Source organism: Novosphingobium sp. (assembly GCF_041905565.1).
GTDB lineage: Bacteria > Pseudomonadota > Alphaproteobacteria > Sphingomonadales > Sphingomonadaceae > Novosphingobium.
In genome coordinates this window covers 132293-156041 of sequence record NZ_JAYRKX010000008.1, presented here as the reverse complement: position 1 = coordinate 156041, position 23749 = coordinate 132293, and the positions used below count along the sequence as shown (strand labels likewise).

Below are 23749 nucleotides of genomic sequence, written 5' to 3'. Positions count from 1 at the left end.
CAAACTCCACCATAACGATGAGCCCGGTGGCCACCAGCGACGCCGCATTCCGGGGTGGGGCATGCCCCACCCCGGAATACACCGTCACATACACCGGAAATTACACCACGAGCGCGGACGCTAGCCTACAGCCGTTTTGGTCGGTCTATCACTGCTGGGACAAGGCACGGAAGGCTGCTGGTTTGCCCGACGTTCGTATGCACGACCTGAGGCATTCCTGTGCCTCGAATCTCGTGAACAGCGGGCAGTCTCTCTATGTTGTGGGCACTATCCTTGGTCACGCCCAGACGAAGACTACCCAGCGCTATGCCCATTTGGCGTCGGAAACCCTGCTTGCCGCTGCCAATGCCGCTGCCGATCACATGGGGGCAGACTGGTCGCGCAAAGTGGTTTGATGCCTGAACCCGGTTGCCTTGTTCTGTTGGTGTGAACTGACGGGCAGGGCGGCCGGGCACTGGCTTACATGCTGATTTCGCCCAACGGGGGATTTCGGCTGCGAATGGGCGGTGGGTAGGTGAAGTGGATTATCCACCTCTGATCGGAAATGCCTCTCGCATTGGAATTTGGGGATTCCGGCAATCCGGCGAAGATGGGTGATCGGTAGGTGATCGGAAAAATACACACATAGATTCAGAAGTTTGTCTTATTTTTCTTCACCTTTTGAACCTATGTGGTTAATTCTGTTCATGCTGGTCAGCGCGCTGATGGGGCTGGAGCGCATGCAGGCTGCCTATGCCCACGCGATTGCGGCGGGCTATCGGTTCTATTCCTATGGTGATTCGAGTTTGTTGTTGCCCACGCGGCTTGATGCCGAGTCGCCAGGCTGATCGGGATGGGCGGCGCGGCGCCAGTTGGCTGACGCTGCGCGGGGGCCTGACCGGGCAGGATGTGAAGGGGTCTGCGGGGGCAGATCAGCCTTCAGCCTGAAAGTCTGCCCGCTATTGTCCGGGGATGGCCTGCTTGAACTGCTGACTGTTCAACTTGATCTGCCGACTATCCATCTTGTGTTGCTGGCTGTCCAGTTTGTGCTGCTGACTGTCCAGCTTGAACTGCATGCTGTCCATTTTATGCTGTTGGCTGTCCATTTTGTGCTGCTGGCTGTTCAGCTTGTGTTGCTGGCTTTCCAGCTTGTGCTGGGTGCTGCTGATCCCGACCGGCGGTTCGGCCGCTTCTGCGGGGAGCGCCATGCCCAGCGAGGCGCTGAGCAGCGTGATTGCCGATGCGATGGAGGTGTTCCGGCCAGTTGCCGGTGTGCCGCGATGACTGTGGGTGTTTTTCGCCATGGCTTGTTACCCTTTCCCGTCCAGCTCTGCCAACCAGTCATACAGCAAGCGCAGGTGCATGTCCAAGCGCAAGAGCGGGGCCTGCGGTTCGTCCAGGCCATGCCGGGCGCAGTGCTCCGCCACCGCCCGGTCAAGGTCCAGCAGGTCGAGTGCGGCGCCATGTGCGGCGCTGCTTTCCGGTAGGCGCGCCAGGACTTCGCGCGCCTGGTTGACCCATTCGGCATAGCCATCGGCGGCGTCGATATAGCTCTGGGCCTGCTGCGCAGCGAGATAGTCGGCAATCGTGCCCTTGCCGCCAAAGCTGCCGCCTGACAGCGGATGCGGATCGAGCTGATGCCATTGTTCGGTGCCGTCGCCTGTACGCACCCGGCCCAGCGGATACAGGCGGCAGACCAGCGGGCGCGCCGGATGCACGGTGCAACCCGCCGGGCCCAGGAACACGCAGGCATCCTGCGCGGTGCGGGCCAGTTCGGTGCCCTGGCCGTCCGTGGTCCAGCGCGCGCGCAGGTCGGCCGCGTCAAGTTCCAGGAAGGCGGCAAGCTGCGCCAGCTCGAACGGGTTGGTCTGGATGACCTTGTGGTGGCAGCAATGCGAACAGGCGCTGCAACGAAAGGCAAACGGCTGGGCGCGCGCGGCGACATGCTGGGCGGGAAGGGCCATGACGCGACAATAGGCGTATACGGGCGTTCCCGGCAATCATCCCGCCAGTCTGAACAGCCGCTGCGGGTCGATCACGCGGTCGATCAAGGCATCGTCAGGCGGCAATTGCCCGTCCAGCATCAGCATGGCCAGGCCGTGGACTACCGACCAGGCCTGGATAACCAGCAGCTGGGCCTCGTCCTCGCTGGCGGTATAGCGGGTGGAGAATTCCTGTAGCATCCGGGCCGCCATGCTGTTGCCGAAAACCGTTTCACCGGTCGGGCAAGTATAGGCAAAGATCAGGCGAAATAGCGCGGGATGAGCCATGGCAAAGCGGACATAGGCGCGGCCCGTGGCGGCAAAGGCGGTTGCCTCGCCCGCGGCCTGGGCGGCGCGTTGTTGTTCCTGGGCAAGTTGCTCGATCCCCGCATCGGCCATGGCTGAAAGCAGCGCGCGCTTGTCGGGGAAGTGGCGATAGACCGCCGTGGCCGAGACACCCACGTCGCGCGCGATCTGGCGCAGCGAGATGTCCTCGACCGCGGTCGTTTCCAGCGCTTTGAGCCCGGCTTCAAGCAGGGCGGCGCGCAGGTCGCCGTGGTGATACGATTTCGATGTTGACACTGTTACCATTGCCGCTATGTTTACGCCATAAACATTACCGGGAGATGCTCCAGATGGCAAGCGCAGTAGAGACCGCAATCCGCTCCGTGGTGACCAAGGGCGTAACCGCCCTGGCCAGTTTCAACCGCAGCCGCCAGGACGAGGACCGCGCCCATCCATTCCTGACCGGGATCCACGCCCCGCTGCACGATGAACGCACGATCACCGATCTTGCGGTCACCGGCACGATCCCGGTGGAACTGAGCGGGCGCTATGTGCGCAACGGGCCGAACCCGTTCAATCCCGATCCGCGCGGGCACCACTGGTTCATCGGTGACGGCATGGTGCACGGCGTGCGCCTGCAAGGCGGCAAGGCGCTGTGGTATCGCAACCGCTACATCAGGTCGCGCGACCTTGAGGCAAAGGGTGGGCCCAAGGCCGCGCCGGGGCCGCGCCGGGGACGGCGCGACATGGTCAACACCAATGTTATCCAGCATCGTGGCAAGACCCTGGCGATCGTCGAGGCGGGTTCGTTCCCGGCCGAACTGGACGAGAACCTGGAAACCCGCGCCTATACCGATTTCGGCGGCACACTGACCGTGCCGTTCAGCGCCCACCCCCACGAAGACCCGCTGACCGGCGAATTGCACGCGATCTGCTATGACGGCATGACGCAGGATACCGTGTGGCACGTGGTCGTTTCGCCCGAAGGCAAGGTGGTGCGCCAGGAACCGATCCCGGTGCAGGACGGCCCCTCGATCCACGAAAGCGCGATCACGCAGAAGTACGTGCTGGTGTTCGACCTGCCGGTGACCTTCTCGATGAAGGCGCTGATCGGCGGGGCGCAGTTCCCCTATGCCTGGAACCCGGCGCATCAGGCCCGCGTTGGGCTGCTGCCGCGCGGCGGCACGGCGGACCAGATCGCCTGGTGCGCGGTCGATCCGTGCTACGTGTTCCACGTCGCCAACAGCTATGACGCGCCGGACGGCACGGTGATCTGCGACATGTCGGTCCACGAAACCATGTTCGCGGGCGGGCAGGACGGGCCCAATGGCAAGGCGCTGGGCATGGAACGCTGGACCATCGATCCGGTGGCCGGCAAGGTAACCCGCACCACGCTCGATACCGCACCGCAGGAGTTCCACCGCCCGGACGAACGCTTCTTCGGCCAACCCTATCGCTATGCCTGGTCGCTGGGCCTGCCATCGGGCGACAGCGCCTTCCTCGGCAGCGCGCCGATCTATCGCTACGATCTGCACACGGGCGAACGGCAGGCCCACGATTTCGGGCCGGGCAAGGTGCCGGGCGAATTCGTCTTCGTGCCGCGCAGCGCCGATGCGCCCGAAGGCGACGGCTGGGTGATGGGCTATGTCATCGATACCGCCAGCGACACCACCGACCTGGTGATCCTCGATGCGGCTGACATGGCCAAGCCGCCGGTTGCCAGCGTGCACATCCCGCACCGCATCCCGCCGGGCTTCCACGGCAACTGGCTGCCCGACGTGGCTTGACAAATATCAACGCCGCCTGTGCCTGCCCTTGCTAACCGGCAAGGGCAGGAGAGGGCATGGACAAGCACAAGCAGCAGATCGTCGATGCCGCGGTGGAACGCGCGGCCGAGCAGTTGGGCGATATCACCCCGCTGGTCATGGCGCGGTTCCTGGGCCGGTGCCCGGATGCCGAAGCCAGCTTTGCCCACCACTGGCCGCACAATCCGCAGCGCTTGCAGGCCGAAATGGTCGATAATGCGCTTTACTGCGTGATGACCTGGTTCGAACGGCGCAGCGAGATCGAGATCATCATCTATACCTCGGTTCCGCATCATGCCGACACGCTGCACATCCCGGCCAACTGGTACCGCGAATTGCTCGCCGCGACGGTCGAGGTGCTGGCGCAGACCTGCCCGGCCGATGCGGCCGAGGAAGCCGCGCTGTGGGCCGAGTTGCACGGCGCGCTGACCGCGCTGGTCGACGCCGCCTGAACGCTGGCGCCGCGCCGCCTTTCCCGCTAACGGCGCTGCGATGAGCCCGCCGCGCTTCCAGTTCTCGATCCACGCCACCGATGGCAAGGCCCGCACCGGCACAATCGCCATGCGCCGGGGCGAAATCCGCACGCCTGCGTTCATGCCGGTGGGCACGGCCGCCACGGTCAAGGCGATGAAGCCCGAAACCGTCCGCGCGACGGGGGCGGACATCCTGTTGGGCAACACCTATCACCTGATGCTGCGCCCGGGGGCCGAACGGGTCGCGCGGCTGGGTGGGCTGCACAAGTTCATGAACTGGGACCGCCCGATCCTGACCGACAGCGGCGGCTATCAGGTGATGAGCCTGTCGGACCTACGCAAGATTACCGAGGACGGGGTGACTTTCAAAAGCCACCTCGATGGTTCGCGCCATCTGCTGACCCCGGAACGGTCGATGGAAATCCAGCGCCTGCTGGGCAGCGACATCGTCATGGCCTTTGACGAATGCCCCCGCGCCGATGCCCCGCGCGAAGTGATCGCCGCATCGATGCGCATGTCGATGCGCTGGGCGCAGCGCAGTCGTGCCGGGTTCGACAGCGGCGCGGAACACGCCGAACGCAGCGCGCTGTTCGGCATCCAGCAAGGCGCGCTGGACGAGGCGCTGCGCCGCGAAAGCGCCGAGGCGCTGCAGGAGATCGGCTTCGACGGCTATGCCATCGGCGGCCTGGCCGTGGGCGAAGGGCAGGAGGCGATGTTCGCCACGCTCGATTTCGCGCCCGACATGCTGCCGGCAGACCGGCCGCGCTACCTGATGGGGGTGGGCAAGCCCGACGATCTGGTCGGCGCGGTGGAGCGCGGGGTCGACATGTTCGATTGCGTGCTGCCCAGCCGTTCGGGCCGCAACGGGCAGGGCTTCACGTGGAATGGCCCGGTCAACCTGCGCAATGCCCGCCATGCCGAGGATCCGGCCCCGCTGGACGAGCGCTGCCCCGGCGATTGCTGCACCAAGTACAGCCGCGCCTATCTTCACCACCTGCACAGAAGCGGCGAGATTCTGGGCGCGATGCTGCTGACGGAACACAACTTGACCTTCTACCAGCAGTTGATGGCGGCGATGCGCGCGGCCATCGGGGAAGGGCGTTTCGCCGCTTTCGCCGCGCAGTTCCGCCGCGATTATCTCGGCAAGTAAGGCCCGGCCCAGAACGCGCCATGGATTGGCGCAGGGCGACATTTTTACCCTTGTTTCAGGCCCTTCTCCGGGCAAGGCTTGCCTCCGTTGCAACAAGGGGGTGGGTATGCGCGCAGTATGGATGGCCAGCGTGGCCGCGATCGGGATTTGTGCCGCCGTGTCGGCTGCGGCCGAGGATGCGCCGGCCGTCGCCGCGCGGTTCGGCGCGCTTGAGGCGGTGCAGCAGATCAGTCTTTCGCCCGATGGCACCAAGGTTGCCTATGTCACGCCGCATCCCACTGCCGGCACCGTGGTCTATGTCGCCGACCTGACCGGCACTGCGCTGCCCAAGCTGGCGATCGCCTCGCACGGCAAGGACGAACAGATCTACTGGTGCGGCTGGTCCAACGCCGCGCGGCTCGTTTGCAAGGTCTATGTCGTCTATAACAATGCCGGGCAATTGCTGGGCTTCACCCGCGCCTATGCCTTGGATGCCGATGGCGGCAACGCCGTCATGCTCAGCCCCAACACCTCGCGCGCGATTGGTATCGTGCAGAACGGCGGCGCGGTGATCGACTGGGACGTGGCGGGCAAGCCGGGCAGCGTGCTGATGACCCGCGCCTTCGTTGACGAGGACGGGCGGGATTCGAACGTCTCCACCGCCAAGTCGGGCCTGGGCGTCGAGGAAGTCGACAGCCTGACCGCCAAGCGCCGCACCGTGGAACGCCCCCGTCCGGATGCTGCCGAATATATTAGCGACGGCCACGGCATGGTGCGGATCATGGGCACGATGAGTGCCGATCCCGATGGCCTGCTGCGCGACAAGGTGAAGTATTTTTTCCGCCGTCGGGCCAGCCGTGAATGGCAAGCGCTGTCCAGCCTGGACGTCAAGTCGACCGGGGTGGGCGGCTTCAATCCCTATGCGGTCGATGCGGCGCGCAACGTCGTCTATGGCTTCGATGATCAGGACGGCCGCTCGGCCCTGTTCAGCGTGGCGCTGGACGGCACCGGCACGCGCAAGCTGGAGCTAGGGCGCGGCGATGTCGATGTTGACGGGCTGGTGCGGATCGGGCGGCAGGGCCGGGTGGTCGGCGCCAGCTATGCCACCGAACGGCGCACGGTTGAATATTTCGATCCCGATCTCAAGAAGCTGGCCGCCGGGCTGGGCCGGGCGCTGCCGGGCAAACCGCTGATTTCCTTCGTCGATGCCACGGCCGACGAAGGCAAGCTGCTGCTGCTGGCCGCGAGCGATACCGATGCGGGCAAGTTCTACCTGTTCGACAAGGCCACCCGTCAGTTGGGCGAGGTGCTGCCGGTGCGGCCGGAACTGACCGGGCAGGCGATGGCGCCGATGCAGGCGATCACCTTTCCGGCGGCCGATGGCACGCAGATCCCCGCTTACCTGACCCTGCCGGTGGGCAGCAGCGGCAAGAACATTCCCGCCGTGGTCATGCCGCATGGCGGCCCCGGCGCGCGTGACGAATGGGGGTTCGACTGGCTGGTCCAGTTCTTTGCCGCACGCGGCTTTGCGGTGCTGCAACCCAACTTTCGCGGGTCCACCGGCTATGGTGCTTCGTGGTATCAGCAGAACGGGTTCAAATCGTGGAAGATCGCGATAGGCGATGTGGTCGATGCCGGGCGCTGGCTGAAATCGCAGGGCATCGCCGCGCCGGACAAGCTCGGGACCGTCGGCTGGTCCTATGGCGGCTATGCCGCGCTGCAAAGCTCGGTGCTTGATCCGGACCTGTTCAAGGGCATCGTCGCCATTGCCCCGGTGACCGATCTGGAACAGCTGCGCAGCGAGGCGCGCGACTTCGTCAATTTCCCGCTGGTCGATGCCTATATCGGCCAGGGCCCGCACGTGAAGGAAGGCAGCCCTGCGCAGAACGTCGCGCGGATCAAGGCTCCGGTGCTGATGTTCCACGGCGACCGCGACCAGAACGTCAAGATCACCGAAAGCCGGCTGATGCTGGGCAAGCTCCAGGGCGCGGGCAAGCAGGTCCAGCTGGTCGAGTTTCCGGGGCTGAAGCACAACCTGGCCGACAGCGCGGCGCGGACCCGGATGCTGCTGGAAAGCGACCAGTTCCTGCGCAAGGCGATGGGCCTGCCGGCAAACTGACCCGATGCGAAAAGGGCGGCCCCGCGGGACCGCCCTTTTCTTGCATTCCAGTTGGAAGACCGGAACTTAGCGCGAATAGAATTCGACGACCAGGTTCGGTTCCATCTTCACCGGATAGGGCACTTCGTCGAGCGTCGGGACGCGCACGAAGGTGATCTTGTCGGTGCCGTCGGGCGCGACATAATCAGGGATTTCGCGTTCCGGCAGGGTCTGCGCTTCGGCGATCAGGGCCATTTCCTTGGCCTTCTTGCCCAGGCTGACCACGTCGCCCGGACGCACGCGGCGGCTGGCGATGTTGCACTTCACGCCGTTCACATAGATGTGACCGTGCGACACGACCTGGCGGGCCGAGAAGATGGTCGGCGCGAACTTGGCGCGGTAGACCACCATGTCCAGGCGCTGTTCGAGCAGGCCGATCAGGTTCTGGCCGGTATCGCCCTTCATCTGGGCGGCTTCCTGGTAGGTGCGCTTGAACTGCTTTTCGGTGACGTCGCCGTAGTAGCCCTTGAGCTTCTGCTTGGCGCGCAGCTGGATGCCGAAGTCCGAAACCTTGCTCTTGCGGCGCTGGCCGTGCTGGCCAGGGCCATACGAACGGCGGTTGACCGAGCTCTTCGGGCGACCCCAGATGTTTTCGCCCATACGGCGGTCAATTTTGTACTTCGACGAATGGCGCTTCGACATGGCGCGTCCTATCCTTCAATTTGCAATGCGGGACGCCGTTCGCCCCGCTCAAAGCCCCGGAATTCGCACCATTTCGCCTGAATGCGAGATGCGGCCACCGCTTCACCGGGAGTGCGGGACCAATTGCGAAGGCGCGCCTTTGGCCGCACAGGCGCGGAAAGTCAAGCGTTCCCGTCGTCCTCGCGCGGGCCGCGCGCCAGCGAGGACAGCACGCCGCGCATGGTCCGCACTTCGAGGTGATTCCAGCCGGGTTTGGTCAGCATGTTGCGCAAGGTCCGCCGGGTTGCGGCGGCGCGGCTGGGTGGACGGAAATAGCCGGTCGGGACCAGCAGGTCCTCGAACTGGGCAATCATGCCTTCCAGCTCGACCTGCGGGGCGGGGGGCAGCAGTTCCTCGACCGTCGGCTGCGCAAGGTCAGCCTGTTTCGACCATTCGTAGGCACACAAGATCACCGCCTGCGCAAGGTTGAGCGAGGCGAATTCGGGATTGATCGGCACGGTCACGATCGCCCGCGCGAGCGCCACGTCATCGGTTTCCAGGCCCGAACGTTCCGGCCCGAACACCAGCGCCGAGCGGCCCTGTTCGGTATGGATCGCGCGGGCCGCTTCCTCAGGCGTCAGCACCGGCTTGGTCACCCCGCGCTTGCGCACGGTGGTGGCATAGACATGGGCGCAGTCGGCCACGGCTTCGGCCAGGCTGTCGAACACGGCGGCGCGTTCCAGCACCACATCGGCTCCGGCGGCGGCGGGGCCGGCGCTGGGGTTGGGCCAGCCGTCGCGCGGGGTAACCAGCCGCAGCTCGGCCAGTCCGAAATTCAGCATGGCGCGCGCCGCCTTGCCGATGTTCTCGCCCAGCTGCGGCCGGACCAGGACGATCACCGGCTTGCGCTCAGCCTTTGCCGACATCGCGTCCGCCCACGTCCTGGATCGTGCTGGCAAATTCCTCGAAGTCGCGCGCCTCGGTAAAGTCGCGATAGACGCTGGCAAAGCGGATATAGGCCACGGCATCCAGCCGGCGCAGCCCTTCCATCACCATTTCGCCGATCGCTCGGGCCGGAACCTCGCTTTCGCCTTGGGTCTCGATCTGGCGCTGCACGCCCGAGACGAGCTGGTCGAGCCGTTCCTGCGCGATCCCGCGCTTGCGGCAGGCCAGCATCACCGACTGGTCGATCTTCGAGCGGTCGAACGCTTCGCGCGTGCCGTCGCTCTTGACCACGGTAATCTCGCGCAGTTGCACCCGCTCGAACGTGGTAAAGCGCGCGCCGCAACCTTCGCACTGGCGGCGGCGGCGGATCGCGGTGTTGTCCTCGGTCGGGCGCGAATCCTTTACCTGGCTGTCATCGTGTGCGCAGAACGGACAGCGCATTCAGGGGCGCAGCCGCTTGTAGAAGGCATAGCCCGCGCCAATCGCCAGACCCGCCGGGATCGACACGACCGGCAACAACAGCCCGGCGACCGCGCCAACCGCCGCGCCGGTCAGCACCGGCTTGGTCGATGGGTGGCGCATCCCGCCCTTCGCCATGCCGGTGATTTCGGCCTTGGCGTCTTCGACGAAATCACTGCTCATGGCTTACAGCTCCGGATAGATCGGGAAGCGGGTGCACAGTTCTTCCACCCGGGCGCGGACGCGGGCTTCGACCTGGCCATCGCCTTCATCGCCGTTGCGGGCCATTCCGTCCACCGTTTCGGCAATCAGCTGACCGATGGTGCGGAACTCCTCGACGCCGAAGCCGCGGGTCGTGCCCGCCGGGGTGCCGAGCCGGATCCCCGAGGTGACGAACGGCGAGCGCGTGTCATAGGGAATGCCGTTCTTGTTGCAGGTCAGCCAGGCGCGATCGAGGCCCTTTTCAGCGGCCTTGCCGGTCACATCCTTGGCCGACAGGTCGACCAGCATCAGGTGGTTGTCGGTCCCGCCGGATACTACGCGCAGGCCCTGCTCGGTCACGCTTTCGGCCAGCGCCTTGGCATTGGCGACGATCTGCGCGGCATAGGCCTTGAATTCGGGCTTCAGCGCATCGCCAAAGGCCACGGCCTTGGCGGCGATGACATGGACCAGCGGGCCGCCCTGCATGCCCGGGAAGACCGCCGAATTGAGCTTCTTGGCCAGATCCTCGTCATTGGTCAGGATCACGCCCGAGCGGGGGCCGCGCAGGCTCTTGTGGGTGGTAGTGGTGACCACGTGGGCATGGGGGAACGGCGAGGGGTGCGCGCCGCCCGCGACCAGACCCGAGAAGTGCGAGATGTCAGCCAGCAGGTAAGCGCCAACCTCGTCCGCAATTTCGCGGAAGCGCTTGAAATCCCAGTGGCGCGAATAGGCCGTGCCGCCGCAGATGATCAGCTTCGGTTTGTTCTCGCGGGCGATGCGGGCAACTTCGTCCATGTCGATGGTTTCATCGTCGCGGCGCACGCCATAGGGGATCGGCTTGAACCACTTGCCGCTCATGTTCACGGGGCTGCCGTGGGTCAGGTGCCCGCCGCAGTTGAGGTCGAGCCCCATGAAGCTGTCGCCGGGGTTCAGCAGCGCCAGGAACACCGCCTGGTTCATCTGGCTGCCCGAATTGGGCTGGACGTTGGCGAACTGGCAACCGAACACCTGCTTGGCGCGTTCGATCGCCAGGGTTTCGACCACGTCGGCATATTCGCAGCCGCCGTAATAGCGCTTGCCCGGATAGCCCTCGGCATACTTGTTGGTGAACACGCTGCCGGTGGCTTCCAGCACGGCCAGGCTGGTAATGTTCTCGCTCGCGATCAGCTCGATGTTATGGCGCTGGCGCTTCAGCTCGTTCTGGATCGCGGCGTGCACTTCGGGATCGGCTTCGGCGAGGTGCGCGGTGAAGAAACCTTTCGAGCGGACGTCCGGCAGCTTGTCGGCGGTCACGGTCATGCGGAGGCTCCTTCGATGGGGGGATGGGAAAGCTTGTCGACGCGGCCGGAATGGCGGCCGCCGCCGAAATCAGTGTTCAGGAAAGCGTCGAGACAGGCCTTGGCCATGTCCTCGCCGGTCAGCCGCGCGCCCATCGCAATGCAGTTGGCATCGTTGTGTTCGCGCGCCAGGGCGGCGGACAGCGGCTCGGACACCAGCGCGCAGCGGCACGCCGGGTTGCGGTTGACCGCAATCGAAATGCCGATCCCGCTGCCGCACAGCACCACGCCGAACCGGGCGGTGCCATCGGCAACCACGCTGGCCAGCTTGTAGCCGAAGTCCGGGTAATCCACCCGGTCGGCCGTTTCCGGGCCGAGGTCGGCCACTTCGTGACCGAGGCCGATCAGATATTCGCGCAACACCGCCTTCAACTCGACGGCGGCATGATCGGATGCAATCGCGATACGCATGGGGTGGGCTGCCTGTTTGCGGGGGGCAAGAATCGCTCGCGCCCCCCTTAGTCGCGAGCGCCTCGCAATGCCAGTGCGCGATGGCGGAAATGCCCGATTTGACATGTCCGCGCGGCCAGCGCAGCCTGCGGGGGCCAATCGGGGGAAAGCGTGATGATCAGGAAATGGCCGCTGGTTCTGGCTCTGCTGCTGGCAATCGGCCTGGCAATCAGGGCGACGACCCCGCCTGCACCGGTCATGGCCGGCTCACCGCCGGGCCATTTCTCGGCCGATCTGGCCATGGCCGATGTCCGCGCGATTTCCGCTATCCCCCACATCACCGCCACGCCCGAGAACGCGCAGGTGCGCGATTATCTGGCCAGCCGCATGCGCGCGCTGGGCATGACGGTCAGCACCGAGCAGGGCACGGTCGATGCACGCGGCACGGACAAGCGCAACCGCTGGACCGGGCGCAATGATCCCCCGGCCACGTTGACCAACGTGATCGGCGTGCTGCCGGGGCAGGACCGGACCGCGCCTGCGGTGCTGCTGATGGCGCACCATGATACGGTCTGGGGTTCGCCCGGCGCGGCGGATGACAGCGCCGGGGTTGCTGCCGCGCTGGAAGTGGTGCGCGCGGTCAAGGCGCGCGGCGGCCAACGGCGCGACCTGATCGTGCTGCTGACCGATGCCGAGGAACTGGGCCTGCAGGGCGCGCGCCAGTTCTTTGCCGCGAACCCTTTGCGCGCCCGTGTCGGCGCGGTGATCAACATGGAGGCGCGCGGCGGGGGCGGGCGCACCACGCTGTTCCAGACTTCGCGCGACAATGGCGCGGCGGTGCGGCTCTATGCCGCTGCGGTGGACCGGCCGGGCGCCTCGTCGCTGTCGGCCTTCGTCTATTCGGTGCTGCCCAACGACACCGACCTGACCCCGGCGATCAAGGGGCCGTACACCGCCTACAACTTCGCCTTCATCGGCCGGTCCGGGCTGTACCATTCGCCGCTCGCCACGCCGGACCGGCTGGACCAGGGCGCACTGCAGGACATGGGCGATCAGGTGCTGGGCCTGACCGCGGCGTTGCTGGCCGCACCGGAACTGCCGGGCAAGGCCCCCAGCGCGGTGTTCTTCGACCTGTTCGGCCTGATCACGCTCACCTGGCCGGCCTGGCTGGGTTGGGGGTTGCTGGGGCTGGCGGTGCTGGGGCTGGCATGGGTCGCATGGCGCGACGGCCTGACTGGCGCGCTTGGCGGCGCGGGCCGGATGGTCGCTTTCATCGTCCTGGCAGGCACCGCGTTCTTCGCGCTGAACAAGCTGTCGCTGGGCATGGCGCCGTCCAATTATTACGACCGACTGGCCGCGATCCCGCTGCTTGAAGCGATGGTTGCCCTCGGCGGGATTGCCGCCTTCCTGGCCGTGTTCGGTAGCTGGCGCGGTTCGCCGGGGGGCATAGTCGGGGCGGCGATGCCACTGCTGGGCCTTGCCGTGGCGGCGCAGGCCATGGCGCCGACGGCGGCCTATATCCTCGTCCTGCCGCTGCTGATCGTCGCGGCGGTGCTGGTGTTGGAGCGCAGCGGCGCGACACTGGCGGGCCGGATCGGCGAAACGCTGCTCTCGCTGCTGCTGCTCGGCACGATCCTGCTGGCGCTGGGCGAACTGCTGCGGGATTCGCTGGGCTGGCCGACCTGGCTGGTGGTCGCACTGCTGGTGCTGGCGGTGATGGCGCTGCGCATGGTTTCGGCGGCGCAGGATCACCTGAAGCTCAGCCACTGGGCCGGGCCGGCGCTGGTGCTGGGCTACATGATCGCGCTGGGCCACCAGTTGATGCAGGGGGTCGGGCCGACCATGCCCTATGGCGCTGCCCTGCCGCTGGCAATCGGCGCGCTGGCAGTGCTGCCGGTGTGGCCGGGACTGGCGCCGCGCAGGGCGCGGGCGCTGGGTGCCGGGGCGCTGTTGGCGGCTTGCGCGGTGGCGCTATGGGTGCAGCTCGACCCACCGGCGGAAAGCCGCGCGGTCTATTCCGACAGTAAGAAATGAAAGACCCCGCCGAAGCGGGGCCTGACATTCACTGATCCAGGAACGAGCGCATCTTGCGCGACCGGCTCGGGTGCTTGAGCTTGCGCAGCGCCTTGGCCTCGATCTGGCGGATACGTTCGCGCGTCACCGAGAACTGCTGGCCGACTTCTTCCAGCGTGTGATCGGTGTTCATGCCGATGCCGAAGCGCATGCGCAGCACGCGTTCCTCGCGCGGGGTCAGGCTGGCCAGGACGCGGGTGACCGTTTCCTTGAGGTTGGCCTGGATCGCCGCGTCGACCGGGATGATCGCGTTCTTGTCCTCGATGAAATCGCCCAGGTGGCTGTCTTCCTCGTCCCCGATCGGGGTTTCTAGGGAGATCGGCTCCTTGGCGATCTTCATCACCTTGCGGACCTTTTCGAGCGGCATCGACAGACGCTCGGCCATTTCCTCGGGCGTGGGCTCGCGGCCCTGCTCGTGCAGGAACTGGCGGCTGGTGCGGACCAGCTTGTTGATCGTTTCGATCATGTGCACCGGGATGCGGATCGTGCGGGCCTGGTCGGCGATCGAACGGGTGATCGCCTGACGGATCCACCAGGTCGCATAGGTGCTGAACTTGTAGCCGCGGCGGTATTCGAACTTGTCGACCGCCTTCATCAGCCCGATGTTCCCTTCCTGGATCAGGTCGAGGAACTGCAGGCCGCGGTTGGTGTACTTCTTGGCGATCGAGATCACCAGGCGCAGGTTCGCCTCGACCATTTCCTTCTTGGCAATGCGCGCTTCGCGTTCGCCCTTCTGGACCATGTTGACGATGCGGCGGAACTCGGTCAGCGCCATGCCGGTGGCGCTGGCGATGTCGGCCACTTCGGCGCGAATGCGCTCAACCGCGTCGGCCTCGTTCGCGGCGAAGGCGGCCCACTTCTTGTCCTTGCCCGCCTGGGCCTGAAGCCAGCCATCGTCCAGCTCGCGCCCGACGTAGCAATCAAGGAAGTCCTTGCGGTTGACCTTGTGGCGTTCGGCCAGGCGCAGCATTTGCCCGCCCAGCGCGGTCAGGCGGCGGTTGAAGGCATAGAGGTTGTCGACCAGGTATTCGATCTTGGTCGCGTGGAACTGCACGCTTTCAACCTGCGCGGTGAGGTCTTCGCGCAGCTGCTGATAGGTCTTTTCCTTGGCCGCCGAAAAGGCGCCGCTGGCCCCCATCACTTCAAGGCGTTCACCCTGGATCTTCTCGAACTTGCGGAACAGCGCGGTGATCGCCGCGAACTTTTCCAGCGCTTCGGGCTTCAGCTGCGCTTCCATCTGGGCGAGGCTGAGAGTGTTGTCCTCCTCCTCTTCCTCAACCGGGCGGCGGGCGCGGCGTTCGATCCCGTCCTCGTCCTCGTCGCTGCTTTCTTCCTCCTCGATGTCCTCTTCCTCCTTGTAGGAGGGACCCGCGGTGGCTTCGCTGATTTCGCCGTCGCCTTCTTCCTCACCGTCCTCGGTCAGGTTTTCGGGCGCCGGTTCCTTCGACAGCATCGCGTCAAGGTCGAGGATTTCACGCAGCTGCATTTCGCCGGCATTGAGCGCTTCGGACCACTGGATGATCGCGTGGAAGGTGATCGGGCTTTCGCACAGGCCCAGGATCATCGTGTCGCGGCCGGCCTCGATCCGCTTGGCGATGGCGATTTCGCCCTCGCGGCTGAGCAGTTCGACCGCGCCCATTTCGCGCAGGTACATGCGCACCGGATCGTCGGTGCGCTCAATCGTTTCCTTCTTCTTGATCAGGTCGGGGCGTTCGCCAACCGGATCCGGCTCGTCGATGTCATCGACTTCCTTCTCGTCCGGGTCGACCGCGTCTTCGTCGCTTTCGACGATGTTCACGCCCATTTCGCTGATCGCGGACATGATGTCCTCGATCTGCTCACTGCTCATCTGATCCTGCGGCAGGGCCTCGTTCAGCTCGTCATAGGTGATGACGCCCCGGCGCTTGGCGCGGGCGATCAGCTTCTTCACCGAGGCATCGTTGAGGTCGATCAGGGGCGCATCGCCGCCTTCCTTTTCGCCGCCGTTCAGTTCTTCGTCCATCAGTCCGCCATTGTCCCGTCGTTGGGTAGCGCTCCCCCCGGAGCGCTCGCTCGCGCGCTGGCCATTTGCCTCAGACGCGAGTCGAAATCCAGTTTTCTCTTCAGCAGCCGTTGCTGCTCGGCATAGGCCCCCTCGGAAAGGTCGCGCTCGAACCGCCGGGTCGCTTCGGCCAGGGCGCGTTCCAGCGCGGGCCGTTCGACCAGCAGTCCCACCGCCTGGGCCAGGTCCGTACGGGCCTGTTCGGGCGGCGTATCCTCGACCAGGAAGCCAAGGGGCAACGCGGCATATTCATCGGGGTTCGGGGCTGCCAGACCCCGCTCGGCCAATATGGTGGCAAGTGCCGCAGTTTCAAGCGGTACGCCTTCATCCATCGCATCGGCCAGCGCGGCCAGCCGCGGATCGGCAAGGTCCGCCTGCCACAGCGCCTCGGCGTGGCGGGCCAGTTCGCCCGGATGGCGCAGCAATCCGGCAATCACCGCCGCCGCCAGCGCATCGCGCGCGCCGCCGGCCACCGCGCGGCGCAAGCGGCCAGTCTGGGCCGGGTCGGAGCGCGCCGGGGCAGGGGCGCCGCGCCCGCCCGGCTTCCACTCGCGCTGTTCGCGCCGGGGAAAGGCATAGGCGGAGAACCGTTCGAGCAATTCGCGGCGGTACAGCGCCTGAATGTCCTTGTCGGCGATGGTATCGACGTGGGCCATCAGCCGCGCCTTCAGGCCCGCCTTGTCTTCCGGCGTGGCGAGGGGGGCGGCATCGCGCTCGTGCTCCCACAGCACGTCGAGCAAGGTCGCGGGCTGGGCGAGCAGGGCTTCCATCGCCCGCACCCCGTCGCGCTTGATCAGGTCGTCCGGGTCCAGCCCGGCGGGCAGGCGTACGATCCGTAGGGAGTGGGCCGGGCGCAGCAGCGGCAGGGCGCGCGTGATCGCCCGCATCGCCGCGCGCTGCCCGGCGGCGTCGCCGTCGAAGCACAGCACCGGGGTTTCGACCAGCCGCCACAGCATCTCGATCTGCCGCTCGGTCAGCGCGGTGCCGAGCGGGGCGACCGCATCGGCGATCCCCGCCGCTGCCAGCGCGATCACGTCCATATAGCCTTCGACCACCACGATCCGCCCGGTCTGGCGGCTGGCCGGGCCGGCGCGGTGCAGATTGTAAAGCGTGCGCCCCTTGTCGAACAAAGGCGTGTCGGGGCTGTTGAGGTACTTGGGCGCATCGGTCTTGTGCGCATCCAGGATCCGCCCGCCAAACGCGATCACCCGCCCGCGCGCATCCTCGATCGGCAGCATCAGGCGGCCGCGGAACCGGTCATAGGGCTCTTTGTCGTCGACCGCGATGCGCAGGCCGGCCTCGATCAGCTGGGCTTCGGGAAAGGCCTTGAGCGCCTCCTTCAGTGCCTGCCTGCCTTCCGGCGCATAGCCGAAGCCGAAGCGCTGCACCGTATGCGCATCGAACCCGCGCGTGGCGAGATAAGTGCGCGCCCGCTCGCCCTCGGGCGCGGCGAGCATGGCGGCGAACCAGTCCTGCGCCGCCTTCATCACGTCATGCAGGCCGCCCAGCTGCTCGGCCTGCTTGGCCGCGCGCGGATCGGGGGCGGGGACTTCCATCCCGGCCTCGCTCGCCAGTTCCTTGACCGCGTCCATGAACGACAGCCCGCGCTGATCGGTCATCCAGCGGATCACGTCACCATGCGCGCCGCAGCCGAAACAGTGGTAGAACCCCTTCTGGTCGTTGACCGTGAAGCTGGGGCTTTTCTCGTTGTGGAACGGGCAGCAGGCCTTGAATTCATGCCCCGCCTTGGTCAGCCGCGTCGTCCGGGAAATGACGCTGGACAACGTCACCCGGGCGCGCAGTTCATCAAGCCATTGCGGGGTAAGCGCCATCAGCCAAGGGCAGCTTTGACCAGCCCGCTCGCCTTGCCCATATCAAGCTGACTGCCGTGCTTCGCCTTGAGCGCGGCGACGACCTTGCCCATGTCCTTCATGCCGGCAGCGCCGGTTTCGGCGATGATCGCGGCGATTGCGGCCTTCACTTCGTCCTCGCCCATCTGCTGGGGCAGGAATTCCTCGATCACGGCCAGTTCGGCCTTTTCGACTTCGGCCAGTTCCTGGCGGCCACCCTGTTCGTAGAGCGTGATCGACTCGCGGCGCTGCTTGGCCATCTTCTGCAGCACGTCGACCACCAGCACATCGTCATCGGGCAGCTGCGCGGCGGTGCGCAACTCGATGTCCTTGTCCTTGAGCTTGGCAAGGATGAGTCGCACGGCGGCCAGGCGGGTCTTTTCGCCGGCCTTCATCGCGGAAACCTGTGCGGACTTGATCGAATCGCGGATCATTGTTGGGACTGTTCCTCAAAAGAAAATCGGATGCGGTTGGGGAAAGCTGCGTCCTAGCCCAAAGATTCGCGTTTTGATAGGTTGACCTTGGCGGCCCACCGCTCTAGCGGCGGCGTCTTAGCGACATTGCTGGAAACCCTTCGAACGGAGCGCCCCTACCATGGCTGACGCCGCCACCTCGCACGCGCAGCAACCTGCTGGCGCGACGGGAGTCCTTGTGCTGGCCGATGGCCACGTGGCCTGGGGCCACGGTTTCGGCGCGGAAGGCGAAGCGGTGGGCGAAGTCTGCTTCAACACCGCGATGACCGGGTATGAGGAAGTGATGACCGATCCGTCCTATGCGGCGCAGATCGTCACCTTCACTTTCCCCCACATCGGCAACGTCGGCGTGAACGAGGAAGACCTCGAAAGCCACGTCGATGGCGCGGTCGGCTGCGTGGTGCGTGAAGACGTGACCGCGCCCAGCAACTTCCGCAGCCAGGGCACCTTTGGCGAATGGCTGGCGGGCAAGGGCAAGATCGGCCTGGCCGGGATCGACACCCGCGCGCTGACCCGCCGCATCCGCCTGTCCGGCGCGCCCAACGCGGTGATCGCCCATTCGGCCAGCGGCAAGTTCGACATTCCCGCGCTGCTGAAGCGCGCGCAGGACTGGCCGGGGCTGGAAGGCATGGACCTTGCCCGCGTGGTCAGCCGGACCGAAGTTGAAGGCTGGGAAGGCGGCACCTGGACGCTGGGCAAGGGCTATGCCCGCAGCCCGCGCGATGCCCGCCCGCATGTCGTGGCGATGGATTTCGGCGCAAAGGACAACATCTTCCGCAACCTGGTCAAGGCCGGGGCGCGGGTGACGGTGGTTCCGGCGCAGACCCCGCTCGACGGCGTGCTGGCGCTTGAGCCGGACGGCGTGTTCCTCTCCAACGGTCCGGGCGACCCGGCGGCAACCGGCAGCTATGCCGTGCCCGTGATCCAGGGCCTGCTGGAACGCGACATTCCGGTGTTCGGCATCTGCCTTGGCCACCAGATGCTGGCGCTGGCGGCGGGAGCCAAGACCACCAAGATGCACCAGGGCCACCGCGGCGCGAACCACCCGGTCAAGCGGCTGGAAGACGGCGTGGTCGAAATCACCTCGATGAACCACGGCTTCGCGGTCGATAACACCGCGCTGCCCGCCAATGTCATCGAAACCCACGTGTCGCTGTTCGACGGCAGCAACTGCGGCATCGCGATCAAGGGCAAGAAGGCCTTCGGGGTGCAATATCACCCCGAAGCGAGCCCCGGTCCGATGGACTCGTTCTACCTGTTCCAGAAATTCATTGAGGCCCTCGCGTAATGCCCAAGCGCACTGACATCTCGTCGATCCTTGTCATCGGCGCCGGGCCGATCGTTATCGGCCAGGCTTGCGAGTTCGACTATTCGGGCACGCAGGCGATCAAGGCGCTGAAGGAGGAGGGCTACCGGGTGGTCCTCGTCAACTCCAACCCCGCCACGATCATGACCGACCCGGACATGGCCGACGCGACCTATATCGAGCCGATCACGCCCGAGATTGTCGCCCGGATCATCGAGAAGGAACGGCCTGACGCCGTCCTGCCGACCATGGGCGGGCAGACCGCGCTCAACACCGCGCTGGCGTTGTTCAACGATGGCACGCTGGAAAAGTTCGGCGTGAAGATGATCGGCGCCGATGCCGATGCGATCGACAAGGCCGAAGACCGCCAGCGCTTCCGCGAGGCGATGGACAAGATCGGCCTCGAATCCGCGCGCAGCGGCGTGGCGCACACGGTGGAAGAAGCCTTCGCGGTGCTCGAACGCACCGGACTGCCCTCGATCATCCGTCCCAGCTTTACCCTGGGCGGCACCGGCGGCGGCGTGGCCTACAACAAGGCGGAATTCGAAGCGATCGTCCGTTCGGGGCTCGATGCCTCGCCCACCACCGAAGTGCTGATCGAGGAATCGCTGCTCGGCTGGAAGGAATATGAAATGGAGGTCGTGCGCGACCGCCATGATAACTGCATCATCATCTGCTCGATCGAGAATGTCGATCCGATGGGCGTGCATACAGGCGATTCCATCACTGTCGCCCCGGCGCTGACGCTGACCGACAAGGAGTACCAGATCATGCGCTCGGCCAGTATTGCCGTGCTGCGTGAAATCGGCGTCGAAACCGGCGGCTCGAACGTGCAGTTCGCGGTCAATCCCAAGGATGGCCGCCTGATCGTGATCGAAATGAACCCGCGCGTTTCGCGTTCGTCGGCGCTGGCATCGAAGGCCACCGGCTTCCCGATCGCGCGCGTCGCGGCCAAGCTGGCGGTAGGCTATACGCTGGACGAGCTGACCAACGAGATCACCGGGGCCACCCCGGCGAGCTTCGAGCCGAGCATCGACTACGTCGTCACCAAGATTCCGCGCTTTGCCTTCGAAAAATTCAAGGGTGCGCAGCCGCTGCTGTCGACCGCGATGAAGTCGGTCGGCGAAGTCATGGCGATTGGCCGCAACTTCAAAGAATCGATGCAGAAGGCCCTGCGCGGGCTGGAAACCGGGCTCGACGGGTTCAACCGTGTCCTGCACCTCGAAGGCGCGGGGCGTGACGAAATCACCGCCGCCCTGTCGAAGCAGACTCCGGACCGCCTGCTGATCGTCGGCCAGGCGTTCCGCGAAGGTTTCACGGTGGATGAAGTTCACGCGATAACCCATTACGACAAATGGTTCCTACGCCACATCCATGAAATCATCGCCGAAGAAGCGGCGATCATGGAAAACGGCCTGCCGACCGATGCGGCCGGGCTGCGCCGCCTGAAGGCAATGGGCTTTTCGGACAAGCGGCTGGCGGTGCTGGCTGTGCGCGGAATCCACGTGGCGGGCGGGCTGGGCGAAACCAGCGCGCGCCGTTCCGGCCTGCTCCACGATGCGCTGAAGGCGATGGCCGGCGCGACCAGCGAGGACGAGGTCCGCGCGCTGCGCAATCGCCTGGGTGTCCATCCGGTGTTCAAGCGGATCGACAGCTGCGCCGCCGAATTCGAAGCGGTCACGCCCTACATGTATTCGACCTACGAAGGCCCGCTGTTCGGCGAGCCGGAGTGCGAGGCCGCACCGTCTACCGCCAAGAAGATCGTCATCCTCGGCGGCGGTCCGAACCGGATCGGGCAGGGGATCGAGTTCGACTATTGTTGCTGCCACGCCTGCTTCGCGCTGGACGAGGTCGGGTTTGAAACGATCATGGTCAACTGCAACCCGGAAACGGTCAGCACTGACTATGATACGTCGGACCGGCTCTATTTCGAGCCGCTGACCGGCGAGGACGTGCTCGAAATCCTGCGGGTGGAACAGCAGAACGGCCAACTGGTCGGCGTGATCGTCCAGTTTGGCGGGCAGACCCCGCTGAAGCTGGCGCAGGCGCTGGAAGATGCGGGCATCCCGATCCTCGGCACCTCGCCCGATGCGATCGACCTCGCCGAAGACCGCGAGCGGTTTTCCGCGCTGGTCAACAAGCTGGGGCTGAAGCAGCCGCTCAACGGCATCGCCCGCAGCCGCGACGAGGCGGTCGCGGTGGCCAACCGCATCGGCTATCCGGTGTTGATGCGTCCCAGCTATGTGCTGGGCGGCCGCGCGATGGAGATCGTCGACAGCGAAGCGCAGCTCGATGACTACATCGCCACTGCGGTCCAAGTGTCGGGCGATTCGCCGGTGCTGATCGACCAGTACCTGCGCGATGCGATCGAATGCGACGTCGACGCGCTGTGCGACGGCGAGCAGGTCGTCGTCGCCGGCGTGATGCAGCACATCGAGGAAGCCGGGATCCATTCGGGCGACAGCGCCTGCACCCTGCCGCCCTACAGCCTGCCGGCCGAGATCATCGCCGAAATGGAACGCCAGGCCGAAGCCCTGGCGATGGCGCTGGGCGTGCGCGGGTTGATGAACATCCAGTTCGCGGTCAAGGACGGGGACGTCTACCTGATCGAAGTGAACCCGCGCGCCAGCCGCACCGTGCCGTTCGTCGCCAAGGCGATCGGCCAGCCGGTCGCCAAGATCGCGGCGCGGGTCATGGCGGGTGAAAAGCTCAGCACTTTCCCGCCGTTCAAGCGCGACCTCGATTACATGGCGGTCAAGGAAGCCGTGTTCCCGTTTGCCCGCTTCCCGGGGGTCGATCCGGTGCTCAGCCCGGAAATGAAGTCCACCGGCGAAGTCATGGGCATCGATAGCAATTTTGCCACGGCCTTTGCCAAGAGCCAACTCGGCGCGGGCACCCGCCTGCCCGATGGCGGGGTGGTGTTCGTCTCGGTCAAGGATACGGACAAGCCGGTGGTGCTACCGGCCGTGCGCAAGCTGGTGGAACTGGGTTTCACCTTGATCGCCACCGGCGGCACGCAGCGCTATCTGGCCGAAGCCGGAGTGCCGGTGGAGCTGGTCAACAAGGTGGCCGAAGGGCGCCCGCACATCGTCGACAAGATCATCGATGGCGATGTGGCGCTGATCTTCAACACCACCGAAGGTTGGCAGAGCCTGAAGGACTCGCAGTCGATCCGCGGTTCGGCGCTGACCGGCAAGGTCCCGTACTTCACGACCGCGGCCGCTTCGGTCGCGGCGGTGGAAGCGATTGCGGCCTTGCGCGGCGCAAAACTTGAAGTGCGCTCGCTCCAAGACTATTATGGGTAAGTAATCGCGCCTCCCCGACAATCGCGATAGCCTGAACCCGCGCCATGTCCGGCACGGGGCGGGCGACTAGTCGCTGGGGCGGCCCAGGAAGGAAATTGCGGACATGGCAAGTGTCGAAAAGTTGCCGATGCTGGCGGAAGGCTACGAAAGGCTGCTTTCCGAGCTGAAGGCGCTGCGCGAGGAGCGTCCCCGGATCGTTGACGCGATCGAGGAAGCGCGCGCCCATGGCGACCTGTCCGAAAACGCGGAATACCACGCCGCCAAGGAGCGGCAGGGCCAGGTTGAAGCCACCATCGCCGACCTTGAGGACAAGGTCAGCCGCGCCCAGATCGTCGATCCGACCACGCTGTCGGGCGACAAGATCATTTTCGGCGCAACCGTGACCCTGCTGGACGACGATGACAAGCCGGTGCGTTACCAGATCGTCGGCCCGTACGAAGCGGACGCCAAGATCGGGCGGATCAGCTACAATTCGCCGCTGGGCCGCGCGCTGATCGGCCGCGTGGTGGGGGATGAGGTCGAGGTTTCGGTCCCCGCCGGCGACCGGTTCTATGCGGTCGAGAAGATCGAATTCATCTGATACGAAAAGGCCCCGCGATTGGCGGGGCCTTTTCAGTTTGGCGGATCAGCGCTTCAGCATGTCTGGCTGGAGCAGGCGGTGCAGGTGCACCACCACGTATTTCATTTCCGCATCGTCGACCGTGCGCTGGGCGCGGTCGCGCCAGGCTTCCTCGGCCTCGGCGTAGTCGGCATAGACGCCGACCAGTTCGATCTTGGACAGGTCCGCGAATTCAAGGCCCTGGGGGTCCTTGACCCGACCGCCCATGACAAGGTGGAGTTTCTGTTCGCTCATGGTGTTCCCTGGGAGAGAGGAGCACCGCCCTTATGCAGAATGCGCCAAAATCGCAAGTTCGACCTTGGTGGCCCGCTATTCGAA

At 65.6% G+C, this 23749-nt stretch carries 22 protein-coding genes and 1 pseudogene; 10 read left to right on the top strand and 13 right to left on the bottom strand.

The window, feature by feature from the left end; genetic code table 11:
* Positions 1–395, top strand: a 395-nt coding sequence (locus ACE3N9_RS08885) for a site-specific integrase (protein ID WP_374282952.1), incomplete at its 5' end; no start/stop codon positions are given.
* Positions 396–677: 282 nt separating this feature from the next.
* Positions 678–827, top strand: a pseudogene (locus tag ACE3N9_RS08880) (S-adenosylmethionine:tRNA ribosyltransferase-isomerase); the annotation flags it as partial.
* A 111-nt stretch (positions 828–938) separates the two neighbouring features.
* Here the strand turns inward: ACE3N9_RS08880 and ACE3N9_RS08875 are convergent.
* Genes ACE3N9_RS08875 through ACE3N9_RS08865 form a run of 3 tightly spaced genes read right to left on the bottom strand, consistent with a single transcriptional unit; the run spans position 939 to position 2552 of the window.
* A complete protein-coding gene (locus tag ACE3N9_RS08875) occupies positions 939–1283 on the bottom strand; it encodes a hypothetical protein (protein ID WP_374282950.1) in 345 nt (114 codons plus the stop codon).
* 6 nt (positions 1284–1289) lie between these two features.
* Positions 1290–1943: a YkgJ family cysteine cluster protein gene (locus ACE3N9_RS08870; protein WP_374282948.1), complete on the bottom strand. Its 654-nt coding sequence runs from the start codon at positions 1941–1943 to the stop codon at positions 1290–1292.
* A 36-nt stretch (positions 1944–1979) separates the two neighbouring features.
* On the bottom strand, positions 1980–2552 hold the full coding sequence (locus ACE3N9_RS08865; protein ID WP_374282946.1) for a TetR/AcrR family transcriptional regulator: 573 nt from the start codon (positions 2550–2552) through the stop codon (positions 1980–1982).
* A 35-nt stretch (positions 2553–2587) separates the two neighbouring features.
* Here ACE3N9_RS08865 and ACE3N9_RS08860 point away from each other — a divergent pair, with 35 nt between their 5' ends.
* The 4 genes from ACE3N9_RS08860 to ACE3N9_RS08845 all read left to right on the top strand — a co-directional run bounded on the left by ACE3N9_RS08860 (position 2588) and on the right by ACE3N9_RS08845 (position 7772).
* Positions 2588–4033, top strand: coding sequence for a carotenoid oxygenase family protein (locus ACE3N9_RS08860; protein WP_374282944.1), 1446 nt, complete (start codon positions 2588–2590; stop codon positions 4031–4033).
* Between the two features lie 56 nt (positions 4034–4089).
* Positions 4090–4503, top strand: coding sequence for a hypothetical protein (locus ACE3N9_RS08855; protein ID WP_374282942.1), 414 nt, complete (start codon positions 4090–4092; stop codon positions 4501–4503).
* A gap of 40 nt (positions 4504–4543) precedes the next feature.
* Positions 4544–5674: a tRNA guanosine(34) transglycosylase Tgt gene (tgt, locus tag ACE3N9_RS08850; RefSeq protein WP_374282940.1), complete on the top strand. Its 1131-nt coding sequence runs from the start codon at positions 4544–4546 to the stop codon at positions 5672–5674.
* Positions 5675–5780: 106 nt separating this feature from the next.
* Entirely contained in the window at positions 5781–7772 is a 1992-nt protein-coding gene (locus ACE3N9_RS08845; protein ID WP_374282938.1) for an alpha/beta hydrolase family protein, read from the top strand.
* A 66-nt stretch (positions 7773–7838) separates the two neighbouring features.
* Here ACE3N9_RS08845 and rpsD read toward each other — a convergent pair whose 3' ends face one another.
* The 6 genes from rpsD to ACE3N9_RS08815 form a co-directional block, all read right to left on the bottom strand.
* Positions 7839–8453: a 30S ribosomal protein S4 gene (gene rpsD / locus ACE3N9_RS08840; protein ID WP_374282936.1), complete on the bottom strand. Its 615-nt coding sequence runs from the start codon at positions 8451–8453 to the stop codon at positions 7839–7841.
* Positions 8454–8614: 161 nt separating this feature from the next.
* Positions 8615–9358, bottom strand: a complete 744-nt coding sequence (locus tag ACE3N9_RS08835; protein WP_374282934.1) for an RNA methyltransferase — start codon at positions 9356–9358, stop codon at positions 8615–8617.
* On the bottom strand, positions 9342–9818 hold the full coding sequence (gene nrdR / locus ACE3N9_RS08830) for a transcriptional regulator NrdR (protein ID WP_374282932.1): 477 nt from the start codon (positions 9816–9818) through the stop codon (positions 9342–9344). Before nrdR ends, ACE3N9_RS08835 begins: the two co-directional genes overlap by 17 nt.
* Complete coding sequence (locus ACE3N9_RS08825; protein WP_374282930.1) at positions 9819–10019, bottom strand: hypothetical protein; 201 nt, start codon at positions 10017–10019, stop codon at positions 9819–9821.
* Between the two features lie 3 nt (positions 10020–10022).
* Complete coding sequence (glyA, locus tag ACE3N9_RS08820; RefSeq protein WP_374282927.1) at positions 10023–11336, bottom strand: serine hydroxymethyltransferase; 1314 nt, start codon at positions 11334–11336, stop codon at positions 10023–10025.
* Positions 11333–11785, bottom strand: a complete 453-nt coding sequence (locus ACE3N9_RS08815) for an RpiB/LacA/LacB family sugar-phosphate isomerase (RefSeq protein ID WP_374282925.1) — start codon at positions 11783–11785, stop codon at positions 11333–11335. The genes glyA and ACE3N9_RS08815 overlap by 4 nt, the downstream gene beginning before the upstream one ends.
* Before the next feature lie 153 nt (positions 11786–11938).
* Here ACE3N9_RS08815 and ACE3N9_RS08810 point away from each other — a divergent pair, with 153 nt between their 5' ends.
* Positions 11939–13798 carry a M20/M25/M40 family metallo-hydrolase gene (locus tag ACE3N9_RS08810; RefSeq protein ID WP_374282923.1) on the top strand — a complete coding sequence of 620 codons (1860 nt, stop codon included), beginning with the start codon at positions 11939–11941 and terminating at the stop codon, positions 13796–13798.
* A 28-nt stretch (positions 13799–13826) separates the two neighbouring features.
* Here ACE3N9_RS08810 and rpoD read toward each other — a convergent pair whose 3' ends face one another.
* The 3 genes from rpoD to ACE3N9_RS08795 are packed head-to-tail and all read right to left on the bottom strand — an operon-like array spanning position 13827 to position 18162.
* Positions 13827–15839 carry an RNA polymerase sigma factor RpoD gene (gene rpoD, locus ACE3N9_RS08805; RefSeq protein WP_374282921.1) on the bottom strand — a complete coding sequence of 671 codons (2013 nt, stop codon included), beginning with the start codon at positions 15837–15839 and terminating at the stop codon, positions 13827–13829.
* Positions 15839–17710: a DNA primase gene (dnaG, locus tag ACE3N9_RS08800; protein WP_374282919.1), complete on the bottom strand. Its 1872-nt coding sequence runs from the start codon at positions 17708–17710 to the stop codon at positions 15839–15841. The genes rpoD and dnaG overlap by 1 nt, the downstream gene beginning before the upstream one ends.
* A complete protein-coding gene (locus ACE3N9_RS08795) occupies positions 17710–18162 on the bottom strand; it encodes a GatB/YqeY domain-containing protein (RefSeq protein ID WP_374282917.1) in 453 nt (150 codons plus the stop codon). Before ACE3N9_RS08795 ends, dnaG begins: the two co-directional genes overlap by 1 nt.
* A 160-nt stretch (positions 18163–18322) precedes the next feature.
* Here ACE3N9_RS08795 and carA point away from each other — a divergent pair, with 160 nt between their 5' ends.
* From carA to greA, 3 genes are all read left to right on the top strand, one after another.
* Positions 18323–19489: a glutamine-hydrolyzing carbamoyl-phosphate synthase small subunit gene (gene carA, locus ACE3N9_RS08790; protein ID WP_374282915.1), complete on the top strand. Its 1167-nt coding sequence runs from the start codon at positions 18323–18325 to the stop codon at positions 19487–19489.
* Positions 19489–22812: a carbamoyl-phosphate synthase large subunit gene (gene carB / locus ACE3N9_RS08785; RefSeq protein ID WP_374282913.1), complete on the top strand. Its 3324-nt coding sequence runs from the start codon at positions 19489–19491 to the stop codon at positions 22810–22812. Before carA ends, carB begins: the two co-directional genes overlap by 1 nt.
* 103 nt (positions 22813–22915) lie before the next feature.
* On the top strand, positions 22916–23392 hold the full coding sequence (gene greA / locus ACE3N9_RS08780; protein ID WP_374282911.1) for a transcription elongation factor GreA: 477 nt from the start codon (positions 22916–22918) through the stop codon (positions 23390–23392).
* A gap of 45 nt (positions 23393–23437) precedes the next feature.
* Here greA and ACE3N9_RS08775 read toward each other — a convergent pair whose 3' ends face one another.
* Positions 23438–23665 carry a DUF4170 domain-containing protein gene (locus ACE3N9_RS08775; RefSeq protein ID WP_374282909.1) on the bottom strand — a complete coding sequence of 76 codons (228 nt, stop codon included), beginning with the start codon at positions 23663–23665 and terminating at the stop codon, positions 23438–23440.
* Positions 23666–23749 lie beyond the last annotated feature (84 nt).